18 protein-coding genes are annotated in these 23534 nt (G+C 68.5%); 4 read left to right on the forward strand and 14 right to left on the reverse strand.

Annotated elements, in window-relative coordinates:
• Positions 1–243 precede the first annotated feature (243 nt).
• Both ACREPD_RS12005 and ACREPD_RS12010 read right to left on the reverse strand, forming a co-directional pair.
• On the reverse strand, positions 244–600 hold the full coding sequence (locus tag ACREPD_RS12005; RefSeq protein WP_431599552.1) for a DUF1304 domain-containing protein: 357 nt from the start codon (positions 598–600) through the stop codon (positions 244–246).
• A gap of 29 nt (positions 601–629) precedes the next feature.
• Complete coding sequence (locus ACREPD_RS12010) at positions 630–1967, reverse strand: NTP/NDP exchange transporter (protein ID WP_431599553.1); 1338 nt, start codon at positions 1965–1967, stop codon at positions 630–632.
• Positions 1968–2147: 180 nt separating this feature from the next.
• Between ACREPD_RS12010 and ACREPD_RS12015 the strand changes: the two genes are divergently transcribed.
• Both ACREPD_RS12015 and ACREPD_RS12020 read left to right on the forward strand, forming a co-directional pair.
• Positions 2148–3740: a GMC family oxidoreductase gene (locus ACREPD_RS12015; protein ID WP_431599554.1), complete on the forward strand. Its 1593-nt coding sequence runs from the start codon at positions 2148–2150 to the stop codon at positions 3738–3740.
• A gap of 154 nt (positions 3741–3894) precedes the next feature.
• Positions 3895–5295, forward strand: a complete 1401-nt coding sequence (locus ACREPD_RS12020) for a serine hydrolase domain-containing protein (RefSeq protein ID WP_431599555.1) — start codon at positions 3895–3897, stop codon at positions 5293–5295.
• A 237-nt stretch (positions 5296–5532) separates the two neighbouring features.
• Here the strand turns inward: ACREPD_RS12020 and ACREPD_RS12025 are convergent, their stop codons facing one another.
• From ACREPD_RS12025 to nudE, 9 genes are all read right to left on the reverse strand, one after another.
• Positions 5533–6090 carry a hypothetical protein gene (locus tag ACREPD_RS12025; RefSeq protein WP_431599556.1) on the reverse strand — a complete coding sequence of 186 codons (558 nt, stop codon included), beginning with the start codon at positions 6088–6090 and terminating at the stop codon, positions 5533–5535.
• 903 nt (positions 6091–6993) lie between these two features.
• Positions 6994–7389: a glycine cleavage system protein GcvH gene (gcvH, locus tag ACREPD_RS12030; protein ID WP_431599557.1), complete on the reverse strand. Its 396-nt coding sequence runs from the start codon at positions 7387–7389 to the stop codon at positions 6994–6996.
• A 96-nt stretch (positions 7390–7485) separates the two neighbouring features.
• The gene (gcvT, locus tag ACREPD_RS12035; RefSeq protein WP_431599558.1) at positions 7486–8598 is read right to left on the reverse strand and encodes a glycine cleavage system aminomethyltransferase GcvT; all 1113 of its coding nucleotides are present in this window, start codon (positions 8596–8598) and stop codon (positions 7486–7488) included.
• Between the two features lie 180 nt (positions 8599–8778).
• Positions 8779–9210 carry an NfeD family protein gene (locus ACREPD_RS12040; protein WP_431599559.1) on the reverse strand — a complete coding sequence of 144 codons (432 nt, stop codon included), beginning with the start codon at positions 9208–9210 and terminating at the stop codon, positions 8779–8781.
• Position 9211: 1 nt separating this feature from the next.
• The gene (locus ACREPD_RS12045; RefSeq protein ID WP_421567637.1) at positions 9212–10174 is read right to left on the reverse strand and encodes an SPFH domain-containing protein; all 963 of its coding nucleotides are present in this window, start codon (positions 10172–10174) and stop codon (positions 9212–9214) included.
• Positions 10175–10218: 44 nt separating this feature from the next.
• Positions 10219–10542, reverse strand: coding sequence for a YnfA family protein (locus ACREPD_RS12050; RefSeq protein WP_431599560.1), 324 nt, complete (start codon positions 10540–10542; stop codon positions 10219–10221).
• Positions 10539–11351: a nucleoside triphosphate pyrophosphohydrolase gene (gene mazG / locus ACREPD_RS12055; protein ID WP_431599561.1), complete on the reverse strand. Its 813-nt coding sequence runs from the start codon at positions 11349–11351 to the stop codon at positions 10539–10541. Before mazG ends, ACREPD_RS12050 begins: the two co-directional genes overlap by 4 nt.
• A gap of 11 nt (positions 11352–11362) precedes the next feature.
• Entirely contained in the window at positions 11363–12166 is an 804-nt protein-coding gene (gene cysQ / locus ACREPD_RS12060; protein WP_431599562.1) for a 3'(2'),5'-bisphosphate nucleotidase CysQ, read from the reverse strand.
• Positions 12163–12711, reverse strand: a complete 549-nt coding sequence (nudE, locus tag ACREPD_RS12065; protein ID WP_431599563.1) for an ADP compounds hydrolase NudE — start codon at positions 12709–12711, stop codon at positions 12163–12165. Before nudE ends, cysQ begins: the two co-directional genes overlap by 4 nt.
• Before the next feature lie 62 nt (positions 12712–12773).
• Between nudE and bioA the strand changes: the two genes are divergently transcribed.
• Positions 12774–14165 carry an adenosylmethionine--8-amino-7-oxononanoate transaminase gene (gene bioA / locus ACREPD_RS12070; RefSeq protein WP_431599564.1) on the forward strand — a complete coding sequence of 464 codons (1392 nt, stop codon included), beginning with the start codon at positions 12774–12776 and terminating at the stop codon, positions 14163–14165.
• Positions 14156–14890 (forward strand): 16S rRNA (uracil(1498)-N(3))-methyltransferase, encoded by a 735-nt coding sequence (locus ACREPD_RS12075; RefSeq protein WP_431599565.1) that lies wholly within the window; start codon positions 14156–14158, stop codon positions 14888–14890. The genes bioA and ACREPD_RS12075 overlap by 10 nt, the downstream gene beginning before the upstream one ends.
• Before the next feature lie 111 nt (positions 14891–15001).
• Here the strand turns inward: ACREPD_RS12075 and ACREPD_RS12080 are convergent, their stop codons facing one another.
• From ACREPD_RS12080 to ACREPD_RS12090, 3 genes are read right to left on the reverse strand one after another with little or no spacing between them, the layout of a single operon-like run.
• Positions 15002–15472 (reverse strand): chemotaxis protein CheW, encoded by a 471-nt coding sequence (locus ACREPD_RS12080; protein ID WP_431599566.1) that lies wholly within the window; start codon positions 15470–15472, stop codon positions 15002–15004.
• Between the two features lie 33 nt (positions 15473–15505).
• Positions 15506–16858, reverse strand: a complete 1353-nt coding sequence (locus tag ACREPD_RS12085; protein WP_431599567.1) for a chemotaxis protein CheB — start codon at positions 16856–16858, stop codon at positions 15506–15508.
• Entirely contained in the window at positions 16824–23516 is a 6693-nt protein-coding gene (locus ACREPD_RS12090) for an Hpt domain-containing protein (RefSeq protein ID WP_431599568.1), read from the reverse strand. Before ACREPD_RS12090 ends, ACREPD_RS12085 begins: the two co-directional genes overlap by 35 nt.
• Positions 23517–23534 lie beyond the last annotated feature (18 nt).

Genomic DNA, 23534 nt, shown 5'->3' on the forward strand with positions numbered 1-23534 from the left:
GGTATGAGCCGCATGGATGCGGCGACTAAGCCCCCATGGATGGGTTTACGGCGTCCCCCGCAAACCCGCACCCGCCGGCCCAGCGCGAGCACGTTCGCAAGCCTGGGCTGTTCGCCCAAATCCAACAGCAGCCGGGCAAAGCCCGGCGCTACCGGACGTCATGCAACCCGAGCTGTCATGCAACCCGAGCTGTCATGCATCCCGAGCTGTCATGCAACTCAAGCTGTCATGCAACCCGTTCCGTCACGCCGGCACGAACTGCCACGCAACGACCGCCAGGATCGCAGGCACCGCCTGGATGAAGAAGATCCGCTTGTTCACGCTGTACGCGCCATAGCAGCCGGCCACGATCACGCAGCCCAGCATGAAGTTCACCAGCATCGGCAGGTGGTCGAACAGGCCCCAGAACAGGCCTGCCGCCAGGAAGCCGTTGTAGAGCCCCTGATTGGCCGCCAACACCCGCGTCGTCTCCGCCTTCTCCGGCGTATTGCGGAACGTCTTCAGCCCCAGCGGGCGCGTCCACAGGAACATCTCCAGCACCAGGAAATACACGTGCAACAGCGCGACCACCAAGGTCAGGATCAGTGCGGTCCAGTACATGCGCAACCCTCGAACAAGATGGACAGAGCTTACTCCGGCCGCTCGGCCGGCAGCTTCTTTTCTTCGCGCAGCAGCCCGAATGCCGCTGCCGTCATGATCCCCGCCACCACCAGTCCGCCCGCGAACACCGCACGCGAGCCGAACAGCGACAGCCCCTTGTGCACCCACGCGAACGTCAGGTCGCCGGCCCGGTATACCACCGTGTCGATCGCCGCACCGGCCTTGTAGCGCCACTGCCGGTCCACCCGCGTGAAAATCGTCTCGCGCGCCGGCTTGGCCAGCGAGAACTCACTCGCGCGCGTCATCACCTGCACCATCGCCACCATCACCGGCAGCGGTGATGCGGCCAGCACCGAGAAGCCCGCAATGATCGCAAAGCCCGGAATCAACAGCGCCGGTGCGATCCCGAAGCGCGACAGCAGCCAACGGGTCAGTCCCAGCTGCAGCACCAGCGTCAGCGCATTGATCGCCAGATCGATCCGCGAATAGAACGCCGTGCTCGCCGCCGGGTCCGTGTACAGCCGGCGCACAATCGACGCCTGCTCGTTGTAGAGCAGCGTCCCGATCCCGACCCCGAACACCACCATGACGGCCAGCCAGCGCAGCAGCGGCTCCCGCGCGATCAGCTTCAACCCGTCCAGCACGCCCCCGCCCATCGGCGTCTCGCCGGACACCAGCTGCAGCTCCTGCTCGCGTGCTACCGCCCACAGGCGCAGCCGCCAGATGCAGAACAGGCAGACCGTCAGGAACCCGGCCGACACCAGCATCAGGTTCGCGATGCCCACCCGCTGCACCAGCGTCGAGGTCAGCGTCGGGCCCAGGAATGCCCCGATCGTGCCCGCCGCCCCGATGTAGCCGTAGAACGCACGCGCCTGCACGTTCGAGAACACATCGGCCATGAAGCTCCAGAACACCGCCACCGCGAACAGATTGAACACCGCCGTCCAGAAGAAGAACAGCATGCCCCGCCCCGGTACGCCTGTGTAGAACAGCCCGTAGAAGCCCAGCAGCGTCACAATGAAGAAGCCGTACACCAGCGGCAGGAATACCCGCCGCGGATAACGGCTCACCAGCGCCCCGTACAGCGGCTGCAGCGCCACCATGATCACGAACACCCCGGTGAACAGCACCTGCAGCACGAAGTCCTGCAGTGCGATGCCATGGCCGGCGAACCAAGCAATCAGCGCCGGCGGAAACACCGTCTGCAGGTCGGCCGAGGCCGCCATCGCCTCGCGTACCGGGCGCAGCACGTAGTAGCCGCTGAGCAGGCAGAAAAAGTACACGCACGCCCAGAACAGCGGCGGCGACTGGCGCAGCGCCGCACGCAGCCCGGGCTGCGCCGGCGGGGTCGGCTCCGGGGCGGTCATCGCGCGCAGGTCCCGCACAGGCGGCGTGGCAGCGGCAGCATCGTGGGGATTCCGGGCAGCAAAGCGCGCAAGGTAAACGATGCACCGCAACATCGCCAGTGGTCCACGCGCGCACCCGTGCAACGCAGCGTGGCGGCGCGTGCTGGCTTATGCTCGTCCCATCACCGTTGGGGAACGGACATGTACGACTACATCATCGTCGGCGCCGGCTCGGCCGGCTGCGTGCTGGCCAACCGGCTCAGCGAGGACCCGCGCTGCCGCGTCCTGCTGCTCGAAGCCGGCCCACGCGACCGCAACCCCTTCATCCACATGCCGGCCGGCCTGGCCCGGCTGGTCAACAACCGGCGCATCAACTGGAACCTGTACACCGAGCCCGAACCCGCGCTGGACGGGCGGCGCCTATGGTGGCCGCGCGGCAAAGTGCTGGGCGGCTCCAGTTCCATCAACGCCATGTGTTACGTGCGCGGCGTGGCCGCCGACTACGACGGCTGGGCCGCCGCCGGCGCCACCGGCTGGAGCTGGGACGACGTGCTGCCGTGGTTCCTGCGCGGCGAGGCCAACAGCCGCGGCGCCAGCGCCCTGCATGGCGATGCCGGGCCGCTGTCGGTGTCCGACCTGCGCCACCACAACCCCCTCTCCGATGCCTTCATCGACGCCGCCGTACAGGCCGGTCACCCGCGCAACGACGACTTCAACGGCGCCGGGCAGCTGGGCGTGGGCCTGTATCAGGTCACCCAGCGCGACGGTGCACGCTGCTCCAGCGCCACCGCCTACCTGCGCCCTGCGCGCGGCCGCGCCAACCTCACCGTCCTGACCGGTGCGCAGGCGCGCATGTTGAGCTTCCAGGGCGACGCCGCCAGGGGCATCTACTTCCGCCACCACGGCGAACACCGGCATGCCAGCGCCAGCACCGAAGTCATCCTCAGCGCCGGTGCCATCCACTCCCCGCAGCTGCTGATGCTGTCCGGCATCGGCCCCGCGCAGCGCCTGCGCGGCCACGGCATCACCCCACGGGTCGACCTGCCCGGCGTGGGCGGCAACCTGCAGGATCACCTGGACATCTGCACCCTGCGGCATACCCAGCCCGGCGTGAGCCACGACCGCAGCAACCAGGCGCGCATCGCCTTCGACTACTTCCTGCGTGGCCGGCGCGGCGCAGGCAGCAGCAACATTGCCGAGGCCGGTGGCTTCGCCCGTTCGCCGCTGGCGCCGGACGCCCGCGCCGACGTGCAGTTCCACTTCGTCCCGGCCATGCTCGACGACCATGGCCGCCACCGTCTTGCCGGCGATGGCTACACCCTGCACGCCTGCGCGCTGCATCCGCGCAGCCGCGGCCGCATCCAGCTGCGCGACGCCGACCCGGCGTCGCCGCCGCGCATCGAAGCCAACTACCTGGGCGATGCCGACGGCCACGACCTGGCGATGATGAAGGCCTGCGTGCGCATGTCGCGCGAGATCCTGCGCCAGCCGGCCTTCGACCGCTGGCGCGGCGCGCCGATCTTCCCCCGCCGCGACGATCTGGACGACGCTGCACTGACCGCCTTCATCCGCGCCAAGGCCGAGACCATCTACCACCCGGTGGGCACCTGCGCGATGGGCCAGCATGCCGACGCCGTGGTCGACCCGCAGCTGCGCGTGCACGGGCTGCGCCGGCTGCGCGTGGTCGACGCGTCGGTGATGCCGACCCTGGTGAGCGGCAATACCAATGCCCCCACCCTGATGCTCGCCGAGCGCGCGGCGGACTGGATCCGCACCGTACCCGCACAAACCTGAACAGGGCCGCGCCAGCAGGCTCCGTTTCCACGCACGCAGACCATGCAAAAACCGGGCCTTTTCAATGCGATACGCATTCATCTTCGCTTCGTTTGTGCAATCACGAAAAGCAGCGCTAGAATCGGGCACAGCAGTTGCGCACGGGCCCTACACGATGAAACAGAACAGCAGGCGCCGACCGATCCGTTCGGCGGCCACCGGGTTGCTGGGCATGCTGATGCCCATCGCAATGTCTTCCACCGCACAGACCCCCAGTGCCGCGCCGTCCGCGTTTCCCGTCAACATCGAGAGCAGCGCGGCGGCCAACGTGCCGCACACCCAGCCGGCTGCCTACCGCACCGCGGCGGCGACGAACCCGAAGGTGCTGCCGCCGGCAGCAGGCTTCAACGTGGCCGCCATCGAATCGATGGCGCAGCAGCTGACCTATGGCGAGCGCGTGCCCGGCATGGCCGTGGCGATCGTGCAGGGTGGCCGCGTGCTCAGCGCGCGCGGCTACGGCGTCACCGACGTCAACAACCCGCAGATGGTGGACGCGCACACCGTGTTCCGCCTGGCATCGCTGTCGAAGGCGTTCGCCGGCACCATGGCCGGCCTGCTGGTCAATGACGGCACCCTGCGCTGGGACAGCAAGGTCACCGATTACGTGCCGGGCTTCCAGCTCAGCTCGCCGGAGGCCACCGAACGGCTCACCGTGGCCGACCTGCTCAGCCACCGCGTCGGCCTGCCGTACAACGCCTACGATCGCGACGTCGAGGGCAACGCCGAGTACTACACGCTCACCCACAAGCTGGCCTCGACCTCGCTCAAGTGCCTGCCCGGCGATTGCTACGCGTACCAGAACGTGGCCTTCAGCCTGATCGGCGACGTGGTCTACGCCGCCTCCGGCAGCTTCTACGAGCAGTCGGTCGAACGCCGCCTGTTCAAGCCGCTGGGCATGGACGATGCCAGCCTGGGCCTGGCCGGTATCCAGGCCAGTTCGCGCTGGGCGCGTCCGCACGTGCGCAGCCGCAACGGCTGGGTGTCGCTGTCGCCCAAGCCCACCTACTACCGTCTCGCGCCGGCGGCCGGCGTCAATGCCAGTGCCAGCGACATGGCGCAGTGGCTGCTGGCCCACACCGGCCACCGCCCCGACGTGCTGCCCGCGCCGCTACTGGCCACGCTGCACTCCACCCTGATCAACACGCCCGGCGAGATGCGCTCGGGCTGGCGCCGCGAGCGCCTGCAGTCGGCCGGCTATGCGCTTGGCTGGCGCAACTTCGATTACGCCGGGCACGAAGTGATCTTCCACGCCGGCGCGGTGCAGGGCTATCGCGGCCTGGTCGCGCTGGTCCCGGAACGCGATTTCGGTATCGCGATCATGTGGAACGGCGAAAGCAGCCTGCCCAGCGGCCTGCTGCCCACCGTGCTGGACGCGGCGATGGGCCTGCCCTCGCAGCGTTGGCTGGACGTGGACACCGATTTCGGCAGCGACAACCTGATGACCGAGGACGGCACGCCGACACCGGGCAAGCGCAAGGGTGTCTCGTCGGATCGGGCGGTGGCTTCGCCTAGGTAAACGCCGGCGAGGTGTATTGCATCCAAATATAGGGCGGCCTACGGGTCGCCCTTTTTTTTGCACGACCGGACGCTTGCCAGCTCCCGAACACCGCCTGGGCCGGCCAACGGCCGGCGCTACCTGTCGGGATCAACGTTCGTTGATCCCTCGCGGGAGGGGCTTTTTTTGCAGGCAAAAAAAACCCCCTCCCGCTGGGCTGCCGGGAAGGGGGTTTCAGCTACGGCTATCGGGAATGGATCAGATCAGCGGTGCCGGGGTTGCCGGCAGGGCGACCGGTGCAGCCTTCTTGCGGGCCGCCGGCTTGCGCTTGGCGACCTTCTTCACTGCCTTCTTGGCGGACGCCTTCTTGGCCGGAGCCTTGCGTGCGGTCGCCTTCTTCGCGGTGGCCTTCTTGGCTACCTTGCGGACAGCCTTCTTGGCGGCCTTCTTGGCAGTCTTCTTGGCAGCCGGCTTCTTGGCTACCTTGCGGACGGCCTTCTTGGCAGCCTTCTTGGCGGTCTTCTTGGTCGCGGCCTTCTTGGCAACCTTGCGGACTGCCTTCTTCGCCGTCTTCTTTACTGCCTTCTTCGCGGTCTTCTTGGCGGCGGCCTTCTTGGCGACCTTGCGGACTGCCTTCTTTGCCGTCTTCTTTACTGCCTTGCGGGCAGTCGCCTTCTTGGCTGCCTTCTTTACCGTCTTCTTGGCAGCGGCCTTCTTGGCTACCTTCTTCACGGCCTTCTTGGCAGCCGCCTTCTTGGCGACCTTCTTCACGGCCTTTTTAGCGGCCGGCTTCTTCGCAGCTTTCTTAGTTGCCATGGGATGGCTCCTCGTCAGTGATCTATGGAGTTGAAACGCCCAGGTAAAGCAAACCCGCCATTACGGCTGCGCGGGGACCGCCGTCGCGTCGTGCGCGTCGTTACGGATACGGGGACACCTGCCGCGACCCTTCGGGCAGGTGTCGAATCAGAAAGGGGCTTGCGGTTCGCCGGAGGAAGCGAAGCCATCTCCACCGTCTTCGGACGCGAGGTGGATGTCCAGGTTGTGCTTCGCGACTCGATGTCGATTCTGCTCACTCTGTTCGCAGGCAAGGTCTGCTGGGCGAAACCTAATCACGCTTTTTTTCACTGTCAACAACCCCGGCGAAAAATTTTCACACCGGAGCACCGCCGCGCACCGCCACGAACGCCTGCCACGCCCCCCTGCACGACGCCACAGGCACCCTCCGGCGAACACCAACATCCCCGCCACAAGCGCAACGTTGAAAAGAAAAACACTTAAAAGAAGCACTTTGCTGTAACGACCCTGCAACCCGCACGCGCGCCTGCCCCTGCACGCACCACGCGCGGACGCGACCACCGCCGCCGTCCGAGCGGGCGCTAAACGGACCGAAAAACTTTTCACACGCCGGCGCGTTTTTTGCCACCCGATTCGCGTAACTGCGCAAACTTTTCCGGGTCCGCGACCACCGCATCCGACCGCAACGACGACCGTCGGACACCCTCGAACGCATGCAACGTTGCCCGGCGCATCCACTTGCCGACGTCGGTTCGATACCGATGAGGCGACCGCTACGGCACCCGACCGATCATCCAGGTGGCAACCGACCCGGCCGAGTACGCCCGCGTGCCGCGTTGGTCATCACGTACTACTAACGCCGCCGGCGCGCGCGCAAAAAAAAACGGCCGCACCAGGCGACCGTCTTCTTCGGCAAGGCGACGATCAGTGGTCGTCGTCTTCCAGCACTTCGGCGTAGGCGTCCGGATCCAGAAGTTCGTCCAGCTCTTCCTTGGCCGACAGCTCGATCACGCAGATCCAGCCTTCGCCGTAGGCGTCTTCGTTGATGGTTTCCGGCTTGCCATCCAGCGCGGTGTTGACCTCGACCACCGTGCCGGAGACCGGGCTGTAGACGTCCGACGCGGCCTTGACCGACTCGACGACGGCGATCTGCTCGCCCGCCTTGGCCGTGGCACCCACTTCCGGCAGCTCCACATAGACCAGGTCGCCGAGCAGGCCCTGGGCATGGTCGGAAATGCCGATGGTGACGCGGCCGTTGCTTTCAACGCGCGCCCACTCATGGGACTTGAGGAATTTGAGGTCGCCGGGGATCTCGCTCATGGGACTGCTCCGAAGAATTTCAGGGGGGTCAGAAAACGGGGGTAGTGTAACCAACCGGCGCGGACTGCTGACAGGCCGCACCGGCCACAACAGGACTCAGCCTTCGACCAGCACGCCGGGTTGGGCCTGGCCTTCGCGCACGAACGGGAACTTCACCACGCGTACCGGCACGTGCTTGCCGCGGATGTCCACGTGCACCTGGCCGAGCTCGCCTGCCGGGACGCGCGCGAACGCGATGCCCTTGCCCAGCGTCGGCGAGAAGGTGCCGGACAGGATCTCGCCTTCGCCACCGGCCGTCAGCACGACCTGGCCGTGCCGCAGCACGCCCTTCTCGTCCATCACCAGGCCGATCATCTGGCGCGCGTTGCCGGCGGCCTTCTGCGCCTCCAGCACGTCGCGACCGATGAAGTCGCGGCCCTCGTCCAACGCCACCGTCCAGGCCAGCGCGGCTTCGAACGGGCTGATGGTTTCGTCCATGTCCTGGCCGTAGAGGTTCATGCCGGCTTCCAGGCGCAGCGTGTCGCGCGCGCCCAGGCCGGCCGGCTTCACGCCTGCCGCCGCCAGCGCGTTCCAGAACGCGACCACGTGGTCCTGCGCAACCAGGATTTCAAAGCCGTCTTCGCCGGTGTAGCCGGTGCGGGCCACGAACAGCGCCTCGCCGGCGGCGCCGGTGGCCTCGACCGCGGCGAACCGGCCCAGCTTCTGCAGCGCGGCGCGGTCGGACTCTCCGACCAGGCCGATCACGCGCTCGCGCGCGTCCGGCCCCTGCACCGCGATGATCGCCAGGTCTTCGCGTTCGGTGACCTGCACATCGAAGGCGGCGGCCTGCTCACGGATCCAGGCCAGGTCCTTCTCGCGGGTGGAGGCGTTGACCACCATGCGGAAGAAGTCGTCGGCCAGGAAGTAGACGATCAGGTCGTCGATCACGCCGCCCTGCGGGTTGAGCATGCACGAGTACAGCGCCTTGCCCGGGACCTTCAACTTGTCCACCGAGTTGGCCAGCAGGTGGCGCAGGAACGGACGCACCTGCGCGCCGCGCAGGTCGACCACGGTCATGTGGCTGACGTCGAACATGCCGGCGCCGGCGCGCACCAGGTGGTGCTCGTCCAGCTGCGAGCCGTAGTGGATGGGCATGTCCCAGCCACCGAAATCGACTATCTTGGCGCCGAGCGCGCGGTGGGTATCGTTGAGAAGCGTTTTCTGGGTCATGACCATGTTCCGGGGGAAAGATTCATCGCGCCGGGCGCTGCCCGACGATCAAACCCGATTATCCCAGAACCGCCCCATCAACGCGTGCGGCGGTGCGCCATCGCGGCATGTCCTGCACCGCGCAGCCACCCATGGGGTGGCTCTACGTGTCAGCAGCCACCCATGGGGTGGCTCTACGTTTCAGGCCTGCTGCACTTTGAGCGTCATGCCATCGACCGCCACTACGCGCACCGGCGTACCCGCCGGGAGGTCAGGACCGGCGACCACCCAGAACGCATCGCCGATCTTGGCGCGGCCGATGCCGGCCACGATCGGCTGGTCGAGTGCGACCACCCGCCCGACCAGCTGTTCGGCGCGGCGGTTCAACAACGGCGCGTCGGTTTCCCGCGCACGTGTGCGCCCCCACTGCCGGTAGCACTGGATCGAGACCACGCTGAGCAGCACGAAGGCCACTACCTGCCACAGCAACGGGATGTCGGCGAACACGGCCACCAGCACGAACACGGCGGCCGCACCCAGCCCGATCCAGAGCATGAAGGCGCCCGGCGCCAGTGCCTCGGCGGCGAACAGCAGCAGCGCCAGCGCGCCCCACCCCACCACTTCCCAGCGCATCTCAGCCTCCCACGCGCGGCGGTACCGCGCGGGTGGACTTCTTCTCTTCCTGTTTGGCGAAGGCTTCCCGGGCCAGCTCGGCGACACCGGCGATGGAGCCGATCACACCGCTGGCCTCCATCGGCATCAGCACCAGCTTCTGGTTGGGCGAGGTCGCCAACTCCTTGAAGGCCTCCACATACTTCTGTGCGATGAAGTAGTTGATGGCCTGCACATCGCCCTGCGCGATCGCCTCGGACACCATCCGGGTGGCCTCGGCCTCCGCCTGCGCCAGGCGCTCGCGCGCCTCGGCATCGCGGAAGGCGGCCTCCTTGCGACCCTCGGCCTCCAACACGGCGGCCTGCTTCTCGCCCTCGGCACGCAGTATTTCCGATTGCCGCGAGCCTTCGGCTTCCAGGATCTGCGCGCGCTTCTCGCGCTCTGCCTTCATCTGCCGCGCCATGGCGTCGAGCAGGTCGCGCGGCGGCTGGATGTCGCGGATCTCGATGCGGTTGACCTTCACGCCCCACGGATTGGTGGCGTGGTCGACCACGCTGAGCAGCTTGGCGTTGATCACCTCGCGCTGGCTGAGCGATTCATCCAGGTCCATCGAGCCGATCACGGTGCGGATGTTGGTCTGCACCAGCGCGATCATCGCCACCTCGAGGTTGGCCACTTCATACGCGGCCTTGGACGCATCGAGCACCTGGAAGAACACCACCCCGTCCACGCGCACGGCGGCGTTGTCCTTGGTGATCACTTCCTGGCCAGGCACGTCCAGCACCTGTTCCATCATGTTCACCTTGCGGCCCACCCCGTACACGATGGGGATGAGGAAATGCAGGCCGGGCGACATGGTGTGGGTGTAGCGACCGAAGCGCTCCACCGTCCATTCATAGCCCTGCGGCACCATCCGCACGGCCTTGAACAGAATGACCACGGCGACGAAGGCCAGAATCAGCGAGAACAACACGGTCGGAAACATCGCACGCTCCTTTCCCTGTGATGCCGTCGAATATACCGCCGTTGTCAGGCCCCGCGCGGGGCGAACATGATCACCGCCATGCCGGCCAGGCACAGCCCGACCCCGAGCAGGTCCCAGCGCCCGGGGCGGATACCGTCCACCACCCACAGCCAGAGCAGCGCGGTGCCGATGTAGACGCCGCCATACGCGGCATAGACGCGGCCGCTGGCGGCCGGGTGCAGGGTCAGCAGCCAGGCGAACAGGGCCAGGCTCGCGGCCGCCGGCAGCAGCAGCCAGGGGCTGCCCTCGCGGCGCAACCACAGCCACGGCAGGTAGCAGCCGACGATTTCAGCCACGGCGGTCAGCACGAACAGCAGCAGCGTCTTCACGCGCCGGCTTCGTCCTGCTTGACCCGCTGCCAGAGCTGTTCCTGCGCGTCCAGGTCCAGCTGGCCCAGTGATTGCCCCTCCGTGGCGGCGTGTGCCTCCATGGCGCGGAAGCGGCGTTCGAATTTGTGGTTGGCCTGGCGCAGTGCCGCGCCCACATCCACCTTCGCGTGTCGGCCCAGGTTGGCGCAGACGAACAACAGATCGCCCAGTTCCTCCTCCAGCCGGGCCTGGTTGTCCTGCACCGGTCCGCGTGCGAACTCGGCGGCGACTTCGTCCAGCTCCTCGCGCGCCTTCTCCAGCACCGGCGCCGGGCCGGGCCAGTCGAACCCGACGCGTGCGGCGCGCGATTGCAGCTTCACCGCGCGTTGCCACTCGGGCAGCCCGCGCGAGATGCCCGCCAGGGCCGACGCATCGGTCTCTCCCTTGGCGGCACGTTCGGCACGCTTGATCGCTTCCCAGTTCAGATTGACGTCTTCAGCCCCGTCGACGGTCACCTGCGCAAACACATGCGGATGCCGGCGCTGCAGCTTGTCGCTGATCGCACGCGCCACATCGGCGAAGCCGAAGGCGCCCTGCTCGCTGGCCATCTGCGCGTGGAAGACCACCTGCAGCAGCAGGTCGCCCAGTTCGTCGCACAGATCGTCGAGGTCGCCGCGGTCGATCGCGTCGGCCACTTCGTAGGCCTCTTCGATGGTGTAGGGGGCGATGCTGGCAAAGTCCTGCTGCAGGTCCCAGGGGCAGCCGTCCTGCGGGTCGCGCAGGCGCGCCATGATGCCCAGCAGGCGGTCCAGTTCGGCGGGTGCGGACATCGGTGCTCCGGTCAGGCAGGAAGCCAGGTGCGCCACGGCAGGCGGGTATCACCCAGCGCGACGAAATCGCCATTCAACAGGGTTTCGCGGCGGTTGTAGCGGAACGGCTTGCCGGTGGCGGTGGACAGCACCGCGCCGCCCGCCGCATGCAGCACGCACTGCCCGGCGGCGGTATCCCATTCGGACGTGGGACCCAGCCGTGGGTACACGTCCAGCGTGCCTTCGGCGAGCCGGCAGAATTTGAGCGACGAACCCTGTGCGACGACCTCGATGTCACCCATGCGCTCCAGCAGCGCCTGGGTTTCCGCGCTGCGGTGCGAACGGCTGGCGGCCACCTGCAGCGGCGGCAGCGCCGGGGTGCGGGTGCGCAGCACCGAGTCGTGCATGCCGTCGCGGCGGTAGGCCAGCTCGCCACGCATGGCGTGCCAGGCCACGCCGGTGGTCGGGGCCAGGACCACGCCGAACGCCGGTGCGCCCTGGTAGATCAGCGCGATGTTGACGCTGAACTCGTCGTTGCGCTTGACGAACTCGCGGGTACCATCGAGCGGGTCCACCAGCCAATACGCGCCCCAGTGCCGGCGCACCTCCCACGGCACCTGGGCCGATTCCTCGGAGAGGATCGGCAGGTCCGGAGTGAGCTGGGCCAGGCCGCGTTCGATCACGCCATTGGCCGCCAGGTCGGCCGCGGTCACCGGGCTGCGGTCGGACTTGATCTCGACATCGAACGGCGTGGCGTACACCGCCATGATGGCGGCGGCCGCGTCCTGGGCAATGGCAATGACGGTTTCGCGCAGATCGGTGGTGAGTTTGATCATTCCCCGCGTCCCAGCCACTGCCGGGCGATGAACAGTGCCGCCAGCGAGCGGCCTTCGGAGAAATCTTCACGCAACATCAGCTGGTCCAGTTCGGCGATCTTCCAGGGCACCACTTCCAGCTCCTCCGGTTCATCGCCGACCAGCCGCTCGGGATACAGGTCCCGCGCCACCACCAGCCAGGATTGATGACTCATGTAAGTGGGCGCCAGGGTCATGGCGCGCAGCACGTCCAGGCGGCGCGCGCCGTAGCCGGCCTCTTCCTTCAGTTCACGATCGGCCGCCTGCACCGGGGTTTCCCCCGCGTCGATCCGGCCTTTCACCAGCCCCAGCTCGTAACGGTGTACGCCGGCCGCGTATTCACGCACCAGCAGCACGGTCTCCTCGTCCAGCATCGGCACCACCACCACGGCACCATGGCCATGGCTGACCAGCCGCTCGAAGCGACGGCGCTCGCCATTGGAGAATTCCAGGTCCAGGTGCTGGCGCTGGAACGGGCCGCTTTCCTCGTCCGTGATCTGGTGGATGGTGGGCAGCGGACGGCTCATGCGAACTGGCTCTTGGAGACCGATAGAATGCAGACAGGTGAAAACGTGTTCATGAGCTTGAAATGCTAGCAGACCCAGCCCCCCTTACGTTGGCCGACCGGTGGCGGCAACGCGACCTCGCCGTTCTGTGGCATCCGTGCACGCAGATGCGCGAGCACCCCGACACGCTGCCACTGGTGCCGATCGCCCGTGGCGAGGGCCCGTGGCTGATCGATCACGACGGCCACCGCTACCTGGATGCGGTCAGCAGCTGGTGGACCAATCTGTTCGGCCATGCCGAGCCGCGCATCGGCGCGGCCATTGCCTCGCAGGCCACCCGGCTGGAACAGGTGATGCTGGCCGGCTTCAGCCATGAACCGGCGGTGGAGCTGGCCGAACGGCTGCTGGCGATCGCGCCGCGCCAGGCCGGGCGCGCGCCGCTGGCCAAAGTGTTCTACGCCGACAACGGGTCGGCCGGGGTGGAAGTGGCGCTGAAGATGGCCTTCCACTACTTCCACAACCGCGGCGAGACCCAGCGCACCCGCTTCGTGGCGCTGGAGAACGGTTACCACGGGGAAACGCTGGGCGCGTTGTCGGTCGGCGACATCCCGCTGTACCGCCGCGTGTACGCGCCGCTGCTGACCGAGGCGCTGTTCGCGCCCTCGCCGGACGCCTACCTGGCCGAACCCGGCCAGAGCGCCGCACAGCGTGCGCACGAGGCCGCCGACCGCCTGGCCGACCTGTTCGACCAGCACCCCGGGCAGATCTGCGCCGTGATCCTGGAGCCGCGCCTGCAGTGTGCCGGCGGCATGCGCATGTACGACCCGGTGTATCTGAAGCGGGCGCGCGAACTGTGCGATGCCAACGGTGCCTTCCTGATCGCCGACGAGATCGCCACCGGTTTCGGCCGCACCGGCACCCTGTTCGCCTGCGAGCAGGCCGGGGTGATGCCCGACCTGCTGTGCCTGTCCAAGGGCCTGACCGGCGGCTTCCTGCCGCTGGCCGCGGTGCTGGCCACCCAGGCGCTGTACGACGCCTTCCTGGACGACAGCCGCGAGCGCGCCTTCCTGCACTCGCACAGCTATACCGGCAACCCGCTGGCCTGCGCGGCGGCGCTGGCGACCCTGGACATCTTCGCCAGCGAGGACGTGATCGCCCGCAACCGCAGCACCGCGGCGGTGATGCGTACGCTGGCCGCGCCCTTCAACGACCACCCGCACGTGGCCGACGTGCGCCAGGCCGGGATGGTGGTGGCCTTCGAGCTCACCCGCAACGGCGACAAGCGCACGCCCTTCCCCGCCGCCGCGCGGGTCGGCCTGCACGCCTACAACGCCGCGCTGAAGCGTGGGGTGGTGCTGCGCCCGCTGGGCAACGTGCTGTACTGGATGCCTCCCTACTGCGTGGAGGACGAACACCTGGACCTGCTGGCGCAGACCACGCTGGCCGCCATCGAGGAAGCTGTTGCATGCGCGTGACCCGTTCTTATGTGGATACCCCGCTGGCCGTGGGTCAGACCCTGTCGTTGCCCGAGGACGTGGCCAACCACCTGGTGCGGGTGATGCGCCTGCGCGAGGGCGAGGCCTGCGTGCTGTTCAACGGCGACGGCCACGACTACCACGCCACCCTGGTGACGCTGGGCAAGCGCGACGCGCAGGTGCGGGTCGAGTCGGCGGTAGCGCTGGGCAATGAATCGCCGCTGCGGATCACCCTGCTGCAGGGCATCGCACGCGGTGAAAAGATGGATTTGATCCTGCAGAAGGCCACCGAACTGGGTGTACAGGCGGTGGTCCCGGTGAATGCCGAGCGCACCGAAGTGAAGCTGGATGCGGCGCGTGCCGAGAAGCGCCTGGCGCACTGGCGCAGTGTGGTGGTGTCGGCGTGCGGGCAGTCCGGGCGCGCGCGGGTGCCGGAGGTGGCCGCGCCGCAGGGCGTGCAGGAGGCGGCGCGTGCCGTGCCGGCCGAAGCATTGAAGCTGACCCTGGATCCGCTGGGTGAGCACCGGCTGTCGACGCTGGACGCCGCGCCGGGTGGCGTGGTGATCGCGATTGGACCGGAAGGCGGCTGGTCGCCGCGCGACCGTCAGGCGCTGGCGGCGGCGGGTTTCCAGGGACTGCAGTTGGGGCCACGAATCCTGCGCACTGAGACAGCGGGATTGGCCGCAATCGCGGCGTTGCAGGCCCGATTGGGCGATCTGGGGTAATAGAGCAGCCACCCATGGGGTGGCTCTACCCGCCGTAGAGCCACCCCATGGGTGGCTGCACGCGGATTCAACCCATCGGTAGAGCCACCCCATGGGTGGCTGCACGCGACGTCAGACGACCGGCAATGCCTCGTCCAGCGCCGATTCCAGCGCATCCAGGTCCGGCAGCAGCGCGCTCTGTTCGCCCAGCAGCACGCGCATGTGCACGCCCTGCGGCAGCGTTTCCTCGGAGGCGTCGGCCAGCAGGCCATCGCGCGGCACCGCGATCAGCTGCGGGAAGGTCTGGGTCAGCAGGGCGAAGTACGGGCGCTTGGCATTCCCACCCAGCGCCTTGAGCACCACCACCTTGTTGTTGCTCACCACCGATTCCTCGCCCAGCCCGGACAGGCGGGCGAACGACATCAGCGGCACGTCCCAGCCCTGCCACGCGATCTGTCCGATCAACCAGGCCGGCGTATCCGCAACCGGCGTCACCGCCACCTTGGACATCATTTCGGCCACGGTGGCATTGGGCAGCAGCACCCGTTCGTGCCCGGCCTGGATCAGGACCCCGCGGATTTCGTCGTTGCTGGCGTAACTCATGTGTGATTCCTGGAAGTGGTGCGGCGTGGGCGATTACTCGCTCACACCCCAACGTTCGGCGATGGCGGCGGCCAGCTGCGGCGGGTCACCGGCGGCCATGCCGGCGGCAATCACCGCACTGGCGGCCAGCGGGTCGTAGCAGCCGTCACCGGTCTGGCCGGCGACCCAGGCGCCGGCAACGGCCAGCCCAAGGACCTCGTCCACCAGCGCGGCGTCGCCACCGCTGAGCATCACCACGCCGCTGTGCGCGGCCGGCAGTGCGTCAACGCGGATGCCCTGTGCGTCTGCAGTGAAGTGCAGGCCACGGTTGTGCACCGCCACCCCCACGTCGTCCGGCAGGATGTAGACAGTGCCTGCGGCGACCGGCTGGTCGCTTTCGGCCAGCAGCACCGGCAGCGCGGAGACACGCGCCATCTGCTTGACGAGGTTGCCGTAACGGCCGCCGTCCAGGCGCATGTACACCAGGATCGGCACCGCCAGCCCGGCCGGCAACGCGGCCAACAGCCGGCGCAGCGCGTCGGGGCCGCCAATGCCGGCCATGACCAGCACCGCGCCGGGCGCGGCGTCACTGGGAATGCCTTCCGGCTCCAGCTCCACCAGCGACAGGCGTTCAATATCGAAGTCGCTCGGCACGGCCGGCGCGCTCGGCGGCGGCGGCGGCGGTACGGCGGCGACCACCGCGGTGTCCTCGTCCACCAGCGACCAGCTGCTGTGGTCGCCGAGCGGCGCTGCCGGTACCGCCGGTATGGCGGGCGCGGTGGGCACCGGCGGCGGTACGTTGATCTGCGGCGCGGCGGCCGGGACCTGCATGGCGGCCAGCGCCTCTTCCAGCGACATCGGCTCGCTATACCCTTCCGGCGGCTGGTACAGGCCGTCGGCAGGCACATCGGAGGCGGCGTCGAAGGCCTCGCGCACGTGGAATTCCAGCGGTGCATCGGCGTGCAGTTCGGCCGGCGTCACCGGCAGGCCCGGCTCGGGCTGCAGCAGGCCGTCCTGTTCGGACCCCGGCGGCAGCACATCATGGTGGCCGTGCAGCTTGGCCGCCAGATGGCGTGCCCAGCGCTGCGCCTCCCACCCTTCGCGACGCGCGGCCAGCTCGGCCTCGTCGAAGATCAGGGTCAGGCGCGGCGAGGCCAGCACCGGATCGAGGCGCTCAAGCGCATCTTCGATCGCCGGTTCGAGCGCGATCAGCACCGCGCCCACGTCCGCGTCGCGCAGCGCGTCGGGCTGCAGGCTGTTGGGGTCGTCTTCCAGCACCACGGTGGCGCCGGCCTGGACCAGCGCATCGCGCAGCCGGTCACGCGCCGGGCCGACCCGCGCCAGCAGCGCGACCGACAACAGCGAGGTCAGGTCATTCACGGGCACGGGCGATCCCCAGCAGGTCATACACGTTTCGCATCAGGTCCAGCTCCTGGTACGGCTTGCCCAGGTAACGCTGGACACCGATTTCGAAGGCGCGCTGACGGTGCTTGTCACCACTGCGCGAGGTGATCATCACGATCGGAACACCCTTGTAGCGTGGGTCGGCGCGCATGGCGGTGGCCAGTTCATAGCCATCCATGCGCGGCATTTCAATGTCCAGCAGCATCAGGTCGGGCACGCGCTCGTCCAGCCGCTCCAGTGCTTCGATGCCGTCGCGGGCGACGACCACTTCGAAGTTGTGGCGCTCCAGGATGCGGCCGGTGACCTTGCGCATGGTCAGCGAATCGTCGACCACCATCACCACCGGCGCCTGACGGTCGCTGGCCTGTGCGGCGGGGGCGACCGGCTTGAGCGGATTGGCCTGGAAGCGGCGCACCAGCGGTGCGACGTCCAGGATCACCACCACGCGGCCATCGCCGGTGATGGTGGCACCGTAGATGCCCGGCACCGAGGCGATCTGCAGGCCGACCGGCTTGACCACGATTTCGCGGTTGCCTACCACCTGGTCGATCGCCACGGCCGCGCGCAATTCACCGGCGCGCACCAGCAGCAGCGGCACCTGGGCCTGGCCTTCGGCGCGGGCCTGGCCCTGGCCGACCAGCGTACCAAGGTCGTGCAGCGCGAACTCTTCGCCGCCGTAGTGGTAACCGCCATTGGCCGATTCGAAGCGCTCGCGCGAAATGCGGCCGATGCCACTGACCGATGCCACCGGCACCGCGAAGGTGGTCTCGCCGATCTGCACGAACACCGCCTGGGTGACCGCCAGCGTCTGCGGCAGGCGCAGGGTGAAGGTGACGCCCTTGCCCGGCACCGAGTGGATGTCCACCGAGCCGCCGAGCTGGCGCACTTCGTTGTGCACCACGTCCATGCCCACGCCACGGCCCGCCAGCTGGCTGACCTGGTCGGCCGTGCTGAAGCCCGGGGCGAAGATCATCGCGTCGAGTTCGGCCTCGCCCAGCACCGTATCGGCGTCGATCAGGCCGCGCTGTTCGGCGCGGCGACGGATCGCCTCGCGGTTCAGCCCGGCGCCGTCATCGGCCACTTCCAGCACGATTTCCGAGCCTTCGCGGCGCAGGCGGATGGCGATCTCGCCTTCCTCCGGCTTGCCGGCGGCGCGGCGCTGGTCTGGGGTTTCCAGGCCATGCGCGACCGAGTTGCGCAGCATGTGTTCCAGCGGCGCGACCATGCGGTCGAGCACGTTGCGATCCAGTTCGCCGTGGGTACCTTCCAGCGTGACGTGGACCTGCTTGCCGGTGTCCTGGCCCGCCTGGCGCACGACACGGCGCAGGCGCGGCACCAGACCGTCGAACGGCACCATGCGCGCACGCATCAGGCCGTCCTGCAGCTCGGAGCTGACGCGCGACTGCTGCTGCAGCAACACGTCGTACTGGCGCGACAGGTCGTCCAGCACGCCCTGCAGACCACCCAGGTCGGCCGCCGATTCGTTCAGCGCGCGGCTGAGCTGCTGCAGCGTGGAGAAGCGGTCCAGTTCCAGCGGGTCGAACTTGTGGTCGGCCTGGTCCTGCTCACGCTGGTAACGGGCGACGATCTGCGCCTCGGTTTCGAGGTCCAGACGTCGCAGCTGGTCACGCAGACGGGCGTTGGTGCGATCCAGTTCGCCCATGGCGCCGCGGAAGGCACCCAACTGCTGCTCGAGGCGCGAACGGTAAATCGCCACTTCACCGGCGTGGTTGACCAGGCGGTCGAGCAGGTCGGCACGCACGCGCACCTGTTCCTGCTGCGGACGGGCCAGGCTGTCGTCGTCGCTGGCGGCTTCCAGCGGCACCGGCGCAGACAGCGGCGCGGCGGCAACGGCGGTGTCCACCTGCACGGGCGCGGACTGCGCCGATGCATCGAGCGTGTCCTGCGCGTCCTGGCTGTCGACGCGGCCCAGCGTGCGCTGTTCGAATGCGGCAATCAGGTCGTCCGGCATCGCCACGCTGCGGTGCTGGCCGGTACGGGTCAGCATCTGGTGCAGGCGGTCGAAGCCGCGCTCCAGCAGGTGCACGTCGCTGCGGTCGATATCGGTGCGGTTGGCCGCGACGGCTTCCAGCAACGATTCGATCCCGTGGCCAAGGTCGCCGATCGGGTTGATGCCGGCCATGCGTGCGCCACCCTTGAGGGTGTGCAGGTCGCGCTGCAGGCCAGCGACCGCTTCGCGATCCTGCGGTGCGGCGCGCAGTTCGCTGATCAGGCCATCGCAATGGTCCAGCAGGTCCTTGCCTTCCTCGACGAAGATGTCGACCAGTTCGCGGTCGAGCACACTGAAGTCCAGGGCGCCGGCGTCGTCGAGCTCTTCATTGCCGGCCTCGTTGGTCGGCGCAACCGTCGCGGCGGCAGCCAGCGGCGCGGCTTCCAGTTCGAACAACGGCGCATGCGCCGCAGCAGCGGCATCGGCATCGGCATCGACATCGACATCGGCATCGACATCGTCAGTGGCTTCGGCAAACGCGTCGGCCTCGTCCAGGCCTTCGTGGGTGGCATCCAGGCCGAGCACATGGGCGTCGTTGGCAAGCGTCTGGTCGGCGCCCGCTTCCGGTGCGTCGATGATGGTCAGGCCATCGTCCAGTGCCTGCTGTTCGTCGACCGTCTCGCCGAATGCCGGCGGCGGCGGCAACGCCTCTTCCAGCGCCTCGGCGGTGTCATCAGCGGCGGCATCGAGGCGCGACTCGGCCACGTCGTCGCGTTCGGCCTCGGCCACAACGCTGACCGGGGTTTCTTCGACCGCGATCGCTTCGAGCGTGACTTCTTCGACCGTGACTTCCTCGATCGTGATCTCTTCGGCCGTGACTTCTTCGGCCGTGACTTCTTCGGCCGTGACTTCTTCGGCCGTGACTTCTTCGGCCGTGATTTCCTCGATCGCGACTTCTTCGCCCGTAGCGTCGACGTGTTCCTGCAGGGCGTCCGATTCGGCCACCTGCAGTTCGATTGCCTGCAGTTCGATCGCCTGCTCGTCGGTCGCCGCTACGTCCGGCGTGCCGAAGGTCGGCAGTGTGTGTTCGTAGAAGCGCGACAGGTCGTCGGCACCGGTCAGCTCAACGGCCTCCAGGCCGCTGGCGGCCGGCGCCTCGGCGGCGTCGGTGTCTTCCACCGGCGACACGGCGGCGGGGGCATCGAAGCCCGTCGGCAGATCGGCATCGTAGTACGCCGACAGATCGTCGCTGCTGGTGAGTTCTTCCGGCGCGGCGGCCTCGGCCTCGGCTTCGACCACCGACAGCCCGTCGGCCTCGATGATGGCCTGCTGCAGTTCCGCGTCGGTGCTGTCGTCGGCAACCGCAAACCCGTCGCGCGCGTCGAACTGCGCCGACAGCGCGGCCAGTTCCTGCGCACTGACATCCTGCGCGTCCTGCACGGCGAGCGCGTCGAGGTCGAGCGCGTCTTCCCCGGCGTCTTCCTCGGCCTCGTCCAGCTCCAGTGCATCGTCGGACACCAGCGCTGGCCAGCGGGCTTCGGGCAGCGTGTCGGCCAGGGCCTGAAGACGCGCGGCCAGCGCAGCCTGCGCCGGAATGCGCGGTGCCTCGGCCTGCAGGGCGGTCATCGTGGCGCGGATCGCCGCGGCGGTGGCCGACAGCGCCTCGACGCCCTCGGCATCCGGCGTGGCATCGGCCGCCAGCGACCGCTTGATGTAGCTCTCGGCGCCGCCGGTGACGGCGGTGATTTCCGGCACGTCGGTCATCGCGAACGCGCCATTCATGGTGTGCACGGCGCGCAGCAGCGAGTCGGTGACCGGCTGCGGGGCCACGTTGGCCTCCTGCAGCCAGGCCTGCAGCGTGGCCTGGTGGGCCTCGACTTCGGCCTCCAGGATCTCGCGCAGCACGTCGTCGATGTTGGCCGGGGTGCCGATGGCGGCTTCGTCGGTGTCTGCAACGACGACCGCTTCGGTCACGGTGGCGACCGGCACGGCGCGCTGCAGCGGTACGTGGAAGGTTTCCTCACCGGCCGCAACGCGGTCGGCGATGGCCTGCATGGCCTGCAGGTCGGCGCTGACACGGCCGCCGTCGCGCAGCGCGGCGTTGAGCTGCGGCAGCACTTCGTAGGCCTGGGTGACCATGGCCACCACCGCCGGCGAGGCGGGACGGCTGCCGTCCAGCACGCGGTTGAGCATGCCTTCGATCTTCCAGCTGAACTCGCCCAGGGTACGCGCGCCGACCAGGCGGCCACTGCCCTTCAGGGTGTGGAACACGCGGCGGATCGGACGCAGGCGGTCCATGTTGTCCGGGGCCATGCGCCAGACCGGCAGCAGGTTGCCCAGGTTGACCAGTTCCTCGTCGAACTCTTCGATGAAGACCTCGCGGATGTCCTGGTCGATGTTCTCGCCATCGTCCTCGAAGCCGGCCGCGATGCTGTCCGGTTCGGCGGCTGCGGGGGCCACGGCGTCGTCCTCGCCCGTGGCGGCGGCTGGTACATCGGCAACCGGTGCGGTGCTGAACTGCGCCGCTGCAGCGTCCAATTCGGCCAGGAAGCGGGTCGACTCGTCGTCCAGCTCGATCTTGCTGATGACCGCTTCGTGCACGCCACCGGCGGCCGGCGTGGTCACCGGCGCGGCGTCGGCAAGCGTGATCGCCTCCTCGGCCGAGACGGTATCGTCAGCCGCGGCCTCGGCCACGACCGTTTCAATCGGTTCGGCGCTGTCGAAGGTGGGCTCTACCGCTGCCGGCTCGACGTGCGCCTGCAGGAAGGTCGGCAGGGACTCGACGTCCAGCCCGGTGCCGCTGGGCGCATCCAGATCAATGCTGTCCGCGGCGACGGTGACCGACGCGTCCGGCGCATCGTCAATGGCCAGCGACAACACGTCGCCCGCGTTGTGCAGCGCGTCGTCGAAGGTGAACTCGATCGGCTCGTCGCTCAGTTCGAGCGCGTCGCTCTCTGCGGCCACCGGATCGAATGCCGACCCGGAGGTAATCGTCGGCGCCTCGTAGGCCTCGACGCTGTCGGCGGCACTCGTACCCGTGTCGAACCCGTCCAGGTGGACCGGCGCGATCTCGACGTGCTCTGCCGTGTCCCACTGGCTGGCGCTGCCGGCCAGCACCGGATCGAAGCTGGCGAACGTCGGGGCGGCGTCATCACGCGCGGCCTCGGCAGACAGCGTCCACTGCGGCGCGTCGGGCGCCACCGGTGCGGTGGAGGCCTCGAACACCAGCGTCGGCATCGCCTTGGCGACCGGCTCGGCCGGTGCCGGCGGCACCGCCTCGGGCAGCGGCTCGAAGGTGAAATCGGGCAACGGGGCGTCCGCCACGCTGCCGGGCGGCAGCGTGTTCACCGCAGGGGTGATGTCGGCGGGCGCCAGCGACGGGGCTTCGTCCCACGCGCTCAGTTCCACGTGTTCCGGGGCCACCGGCAGCGCTTCGGCGCTGACGTCGGCCGGGGCGGCGTGTTCGTCGGGCAGCGGCCAGTAACGGAGGGTTTCCAGGCTGGTGCGGGTGATGTCGAGGATTTCCTCGCGACCCGGGCGGCGTTCGCGCAGGGCTTCGAGGTAGTACTCCAGGCTGGCCATGGCATCGGCCAGGGTGTCCAGCTGGCGACCGCTCGGCACACGCTGGCGGCCGATCAGCTCCACCGCGATGTACTGGCGCACGCCCTGCAGGTAGTCGGCCGGGGTGCCCAGGTCGAGCATGCGCAGCGCGCCGGCGACCTCACCGAGCAGGCGCGGCACTTCGTGCAGCTGCTGGTGGTTCCAGTTGGTTTCGATGAAGGCGACGAAGTGCTCGCGGGCCGCGGAGAAGTTGGCGATGGCCTCGTGGGCCAGCACTTCGACCGTGCGGCGGCCTTCGACCGCGCTCGGGTCGTCTTCCCCACTGCCACCGGCGCCCAGATGGGCGACCTGGTCGTCCAGCGAGGCGTCCACGTACAGCAGCGCGCCGGCAATATCCAGCAACAGGGTTTCGTCGATCTGCTGGTCGCCCTGGACCACGCCACGCAGCGCATCGCGCTGCTGCACGACCACGCCACGGGCAACGCCCAGGCCCATCATGCCGAGGGTGTCGGCGACCGCGCCCAGTTCGTTGACCTGGGTCTGCAGCTGGGTCGGCTCACCGCCGGTACGCAGGTGCAGGTCCAGCGCGTCCTTGATGCGCAACAGCTCTTCCTTGACCGCGTTGCCCACGGTGTCGAGCAGCTCGCGGTTGCGGCCGCTCAGGCTGCCGCGCGCGTGATCCAGCTCGGCCTCGGTCGCGCTGGCGCTGTCCGGGGCGAAGGCGAACAGCACGCTTTCATTGATGCCCGGCGCAGCGCGCGCCGAACGGATGTCGTTGAGCAGCGGCAGCAGCACGATCGGAATGTCGCGGTGGCCGTTCTGCAGGCGCTCCAGGTAGTCGGGCAGCAGCACGCTGCCGCGCATCAGGGTGGCGCAGGCTTCGTCGCGGTCGGGTACTTCGCCGGCGCCGATGGCGTTGGCCAGCTGCTCCATTTCCTCGGCCACCATCGCCGGGGCGTACAGCTCCACCATGCGCAGGGTGCCCTGCACCTGGTGCAGGTAGCCGGCGCAGAAGCGCATGCGGCTGCCGTCGGCAGGGTTTTCCGCGTAGTACTCGACCTCGTTGCGCACCTGGCGCAGGGTCTCGTCCAGCTCCGGCTTGACCCAGCCCAGGGCGGCGTGGCTCATGGCATCGCGCAGCGTGCTCATGCCGGTACTCCCGGCAGG

Source organism: Stenotrophomonas sp., from assembly GCF_050737075.1.
Taxonomy (GTDB): domain Bacteria; phylum Pseudomonadota; class Gammaproteobacteria; order Xanthomonadales; family Xanthomonadaceae; genus Stenotrophomonas.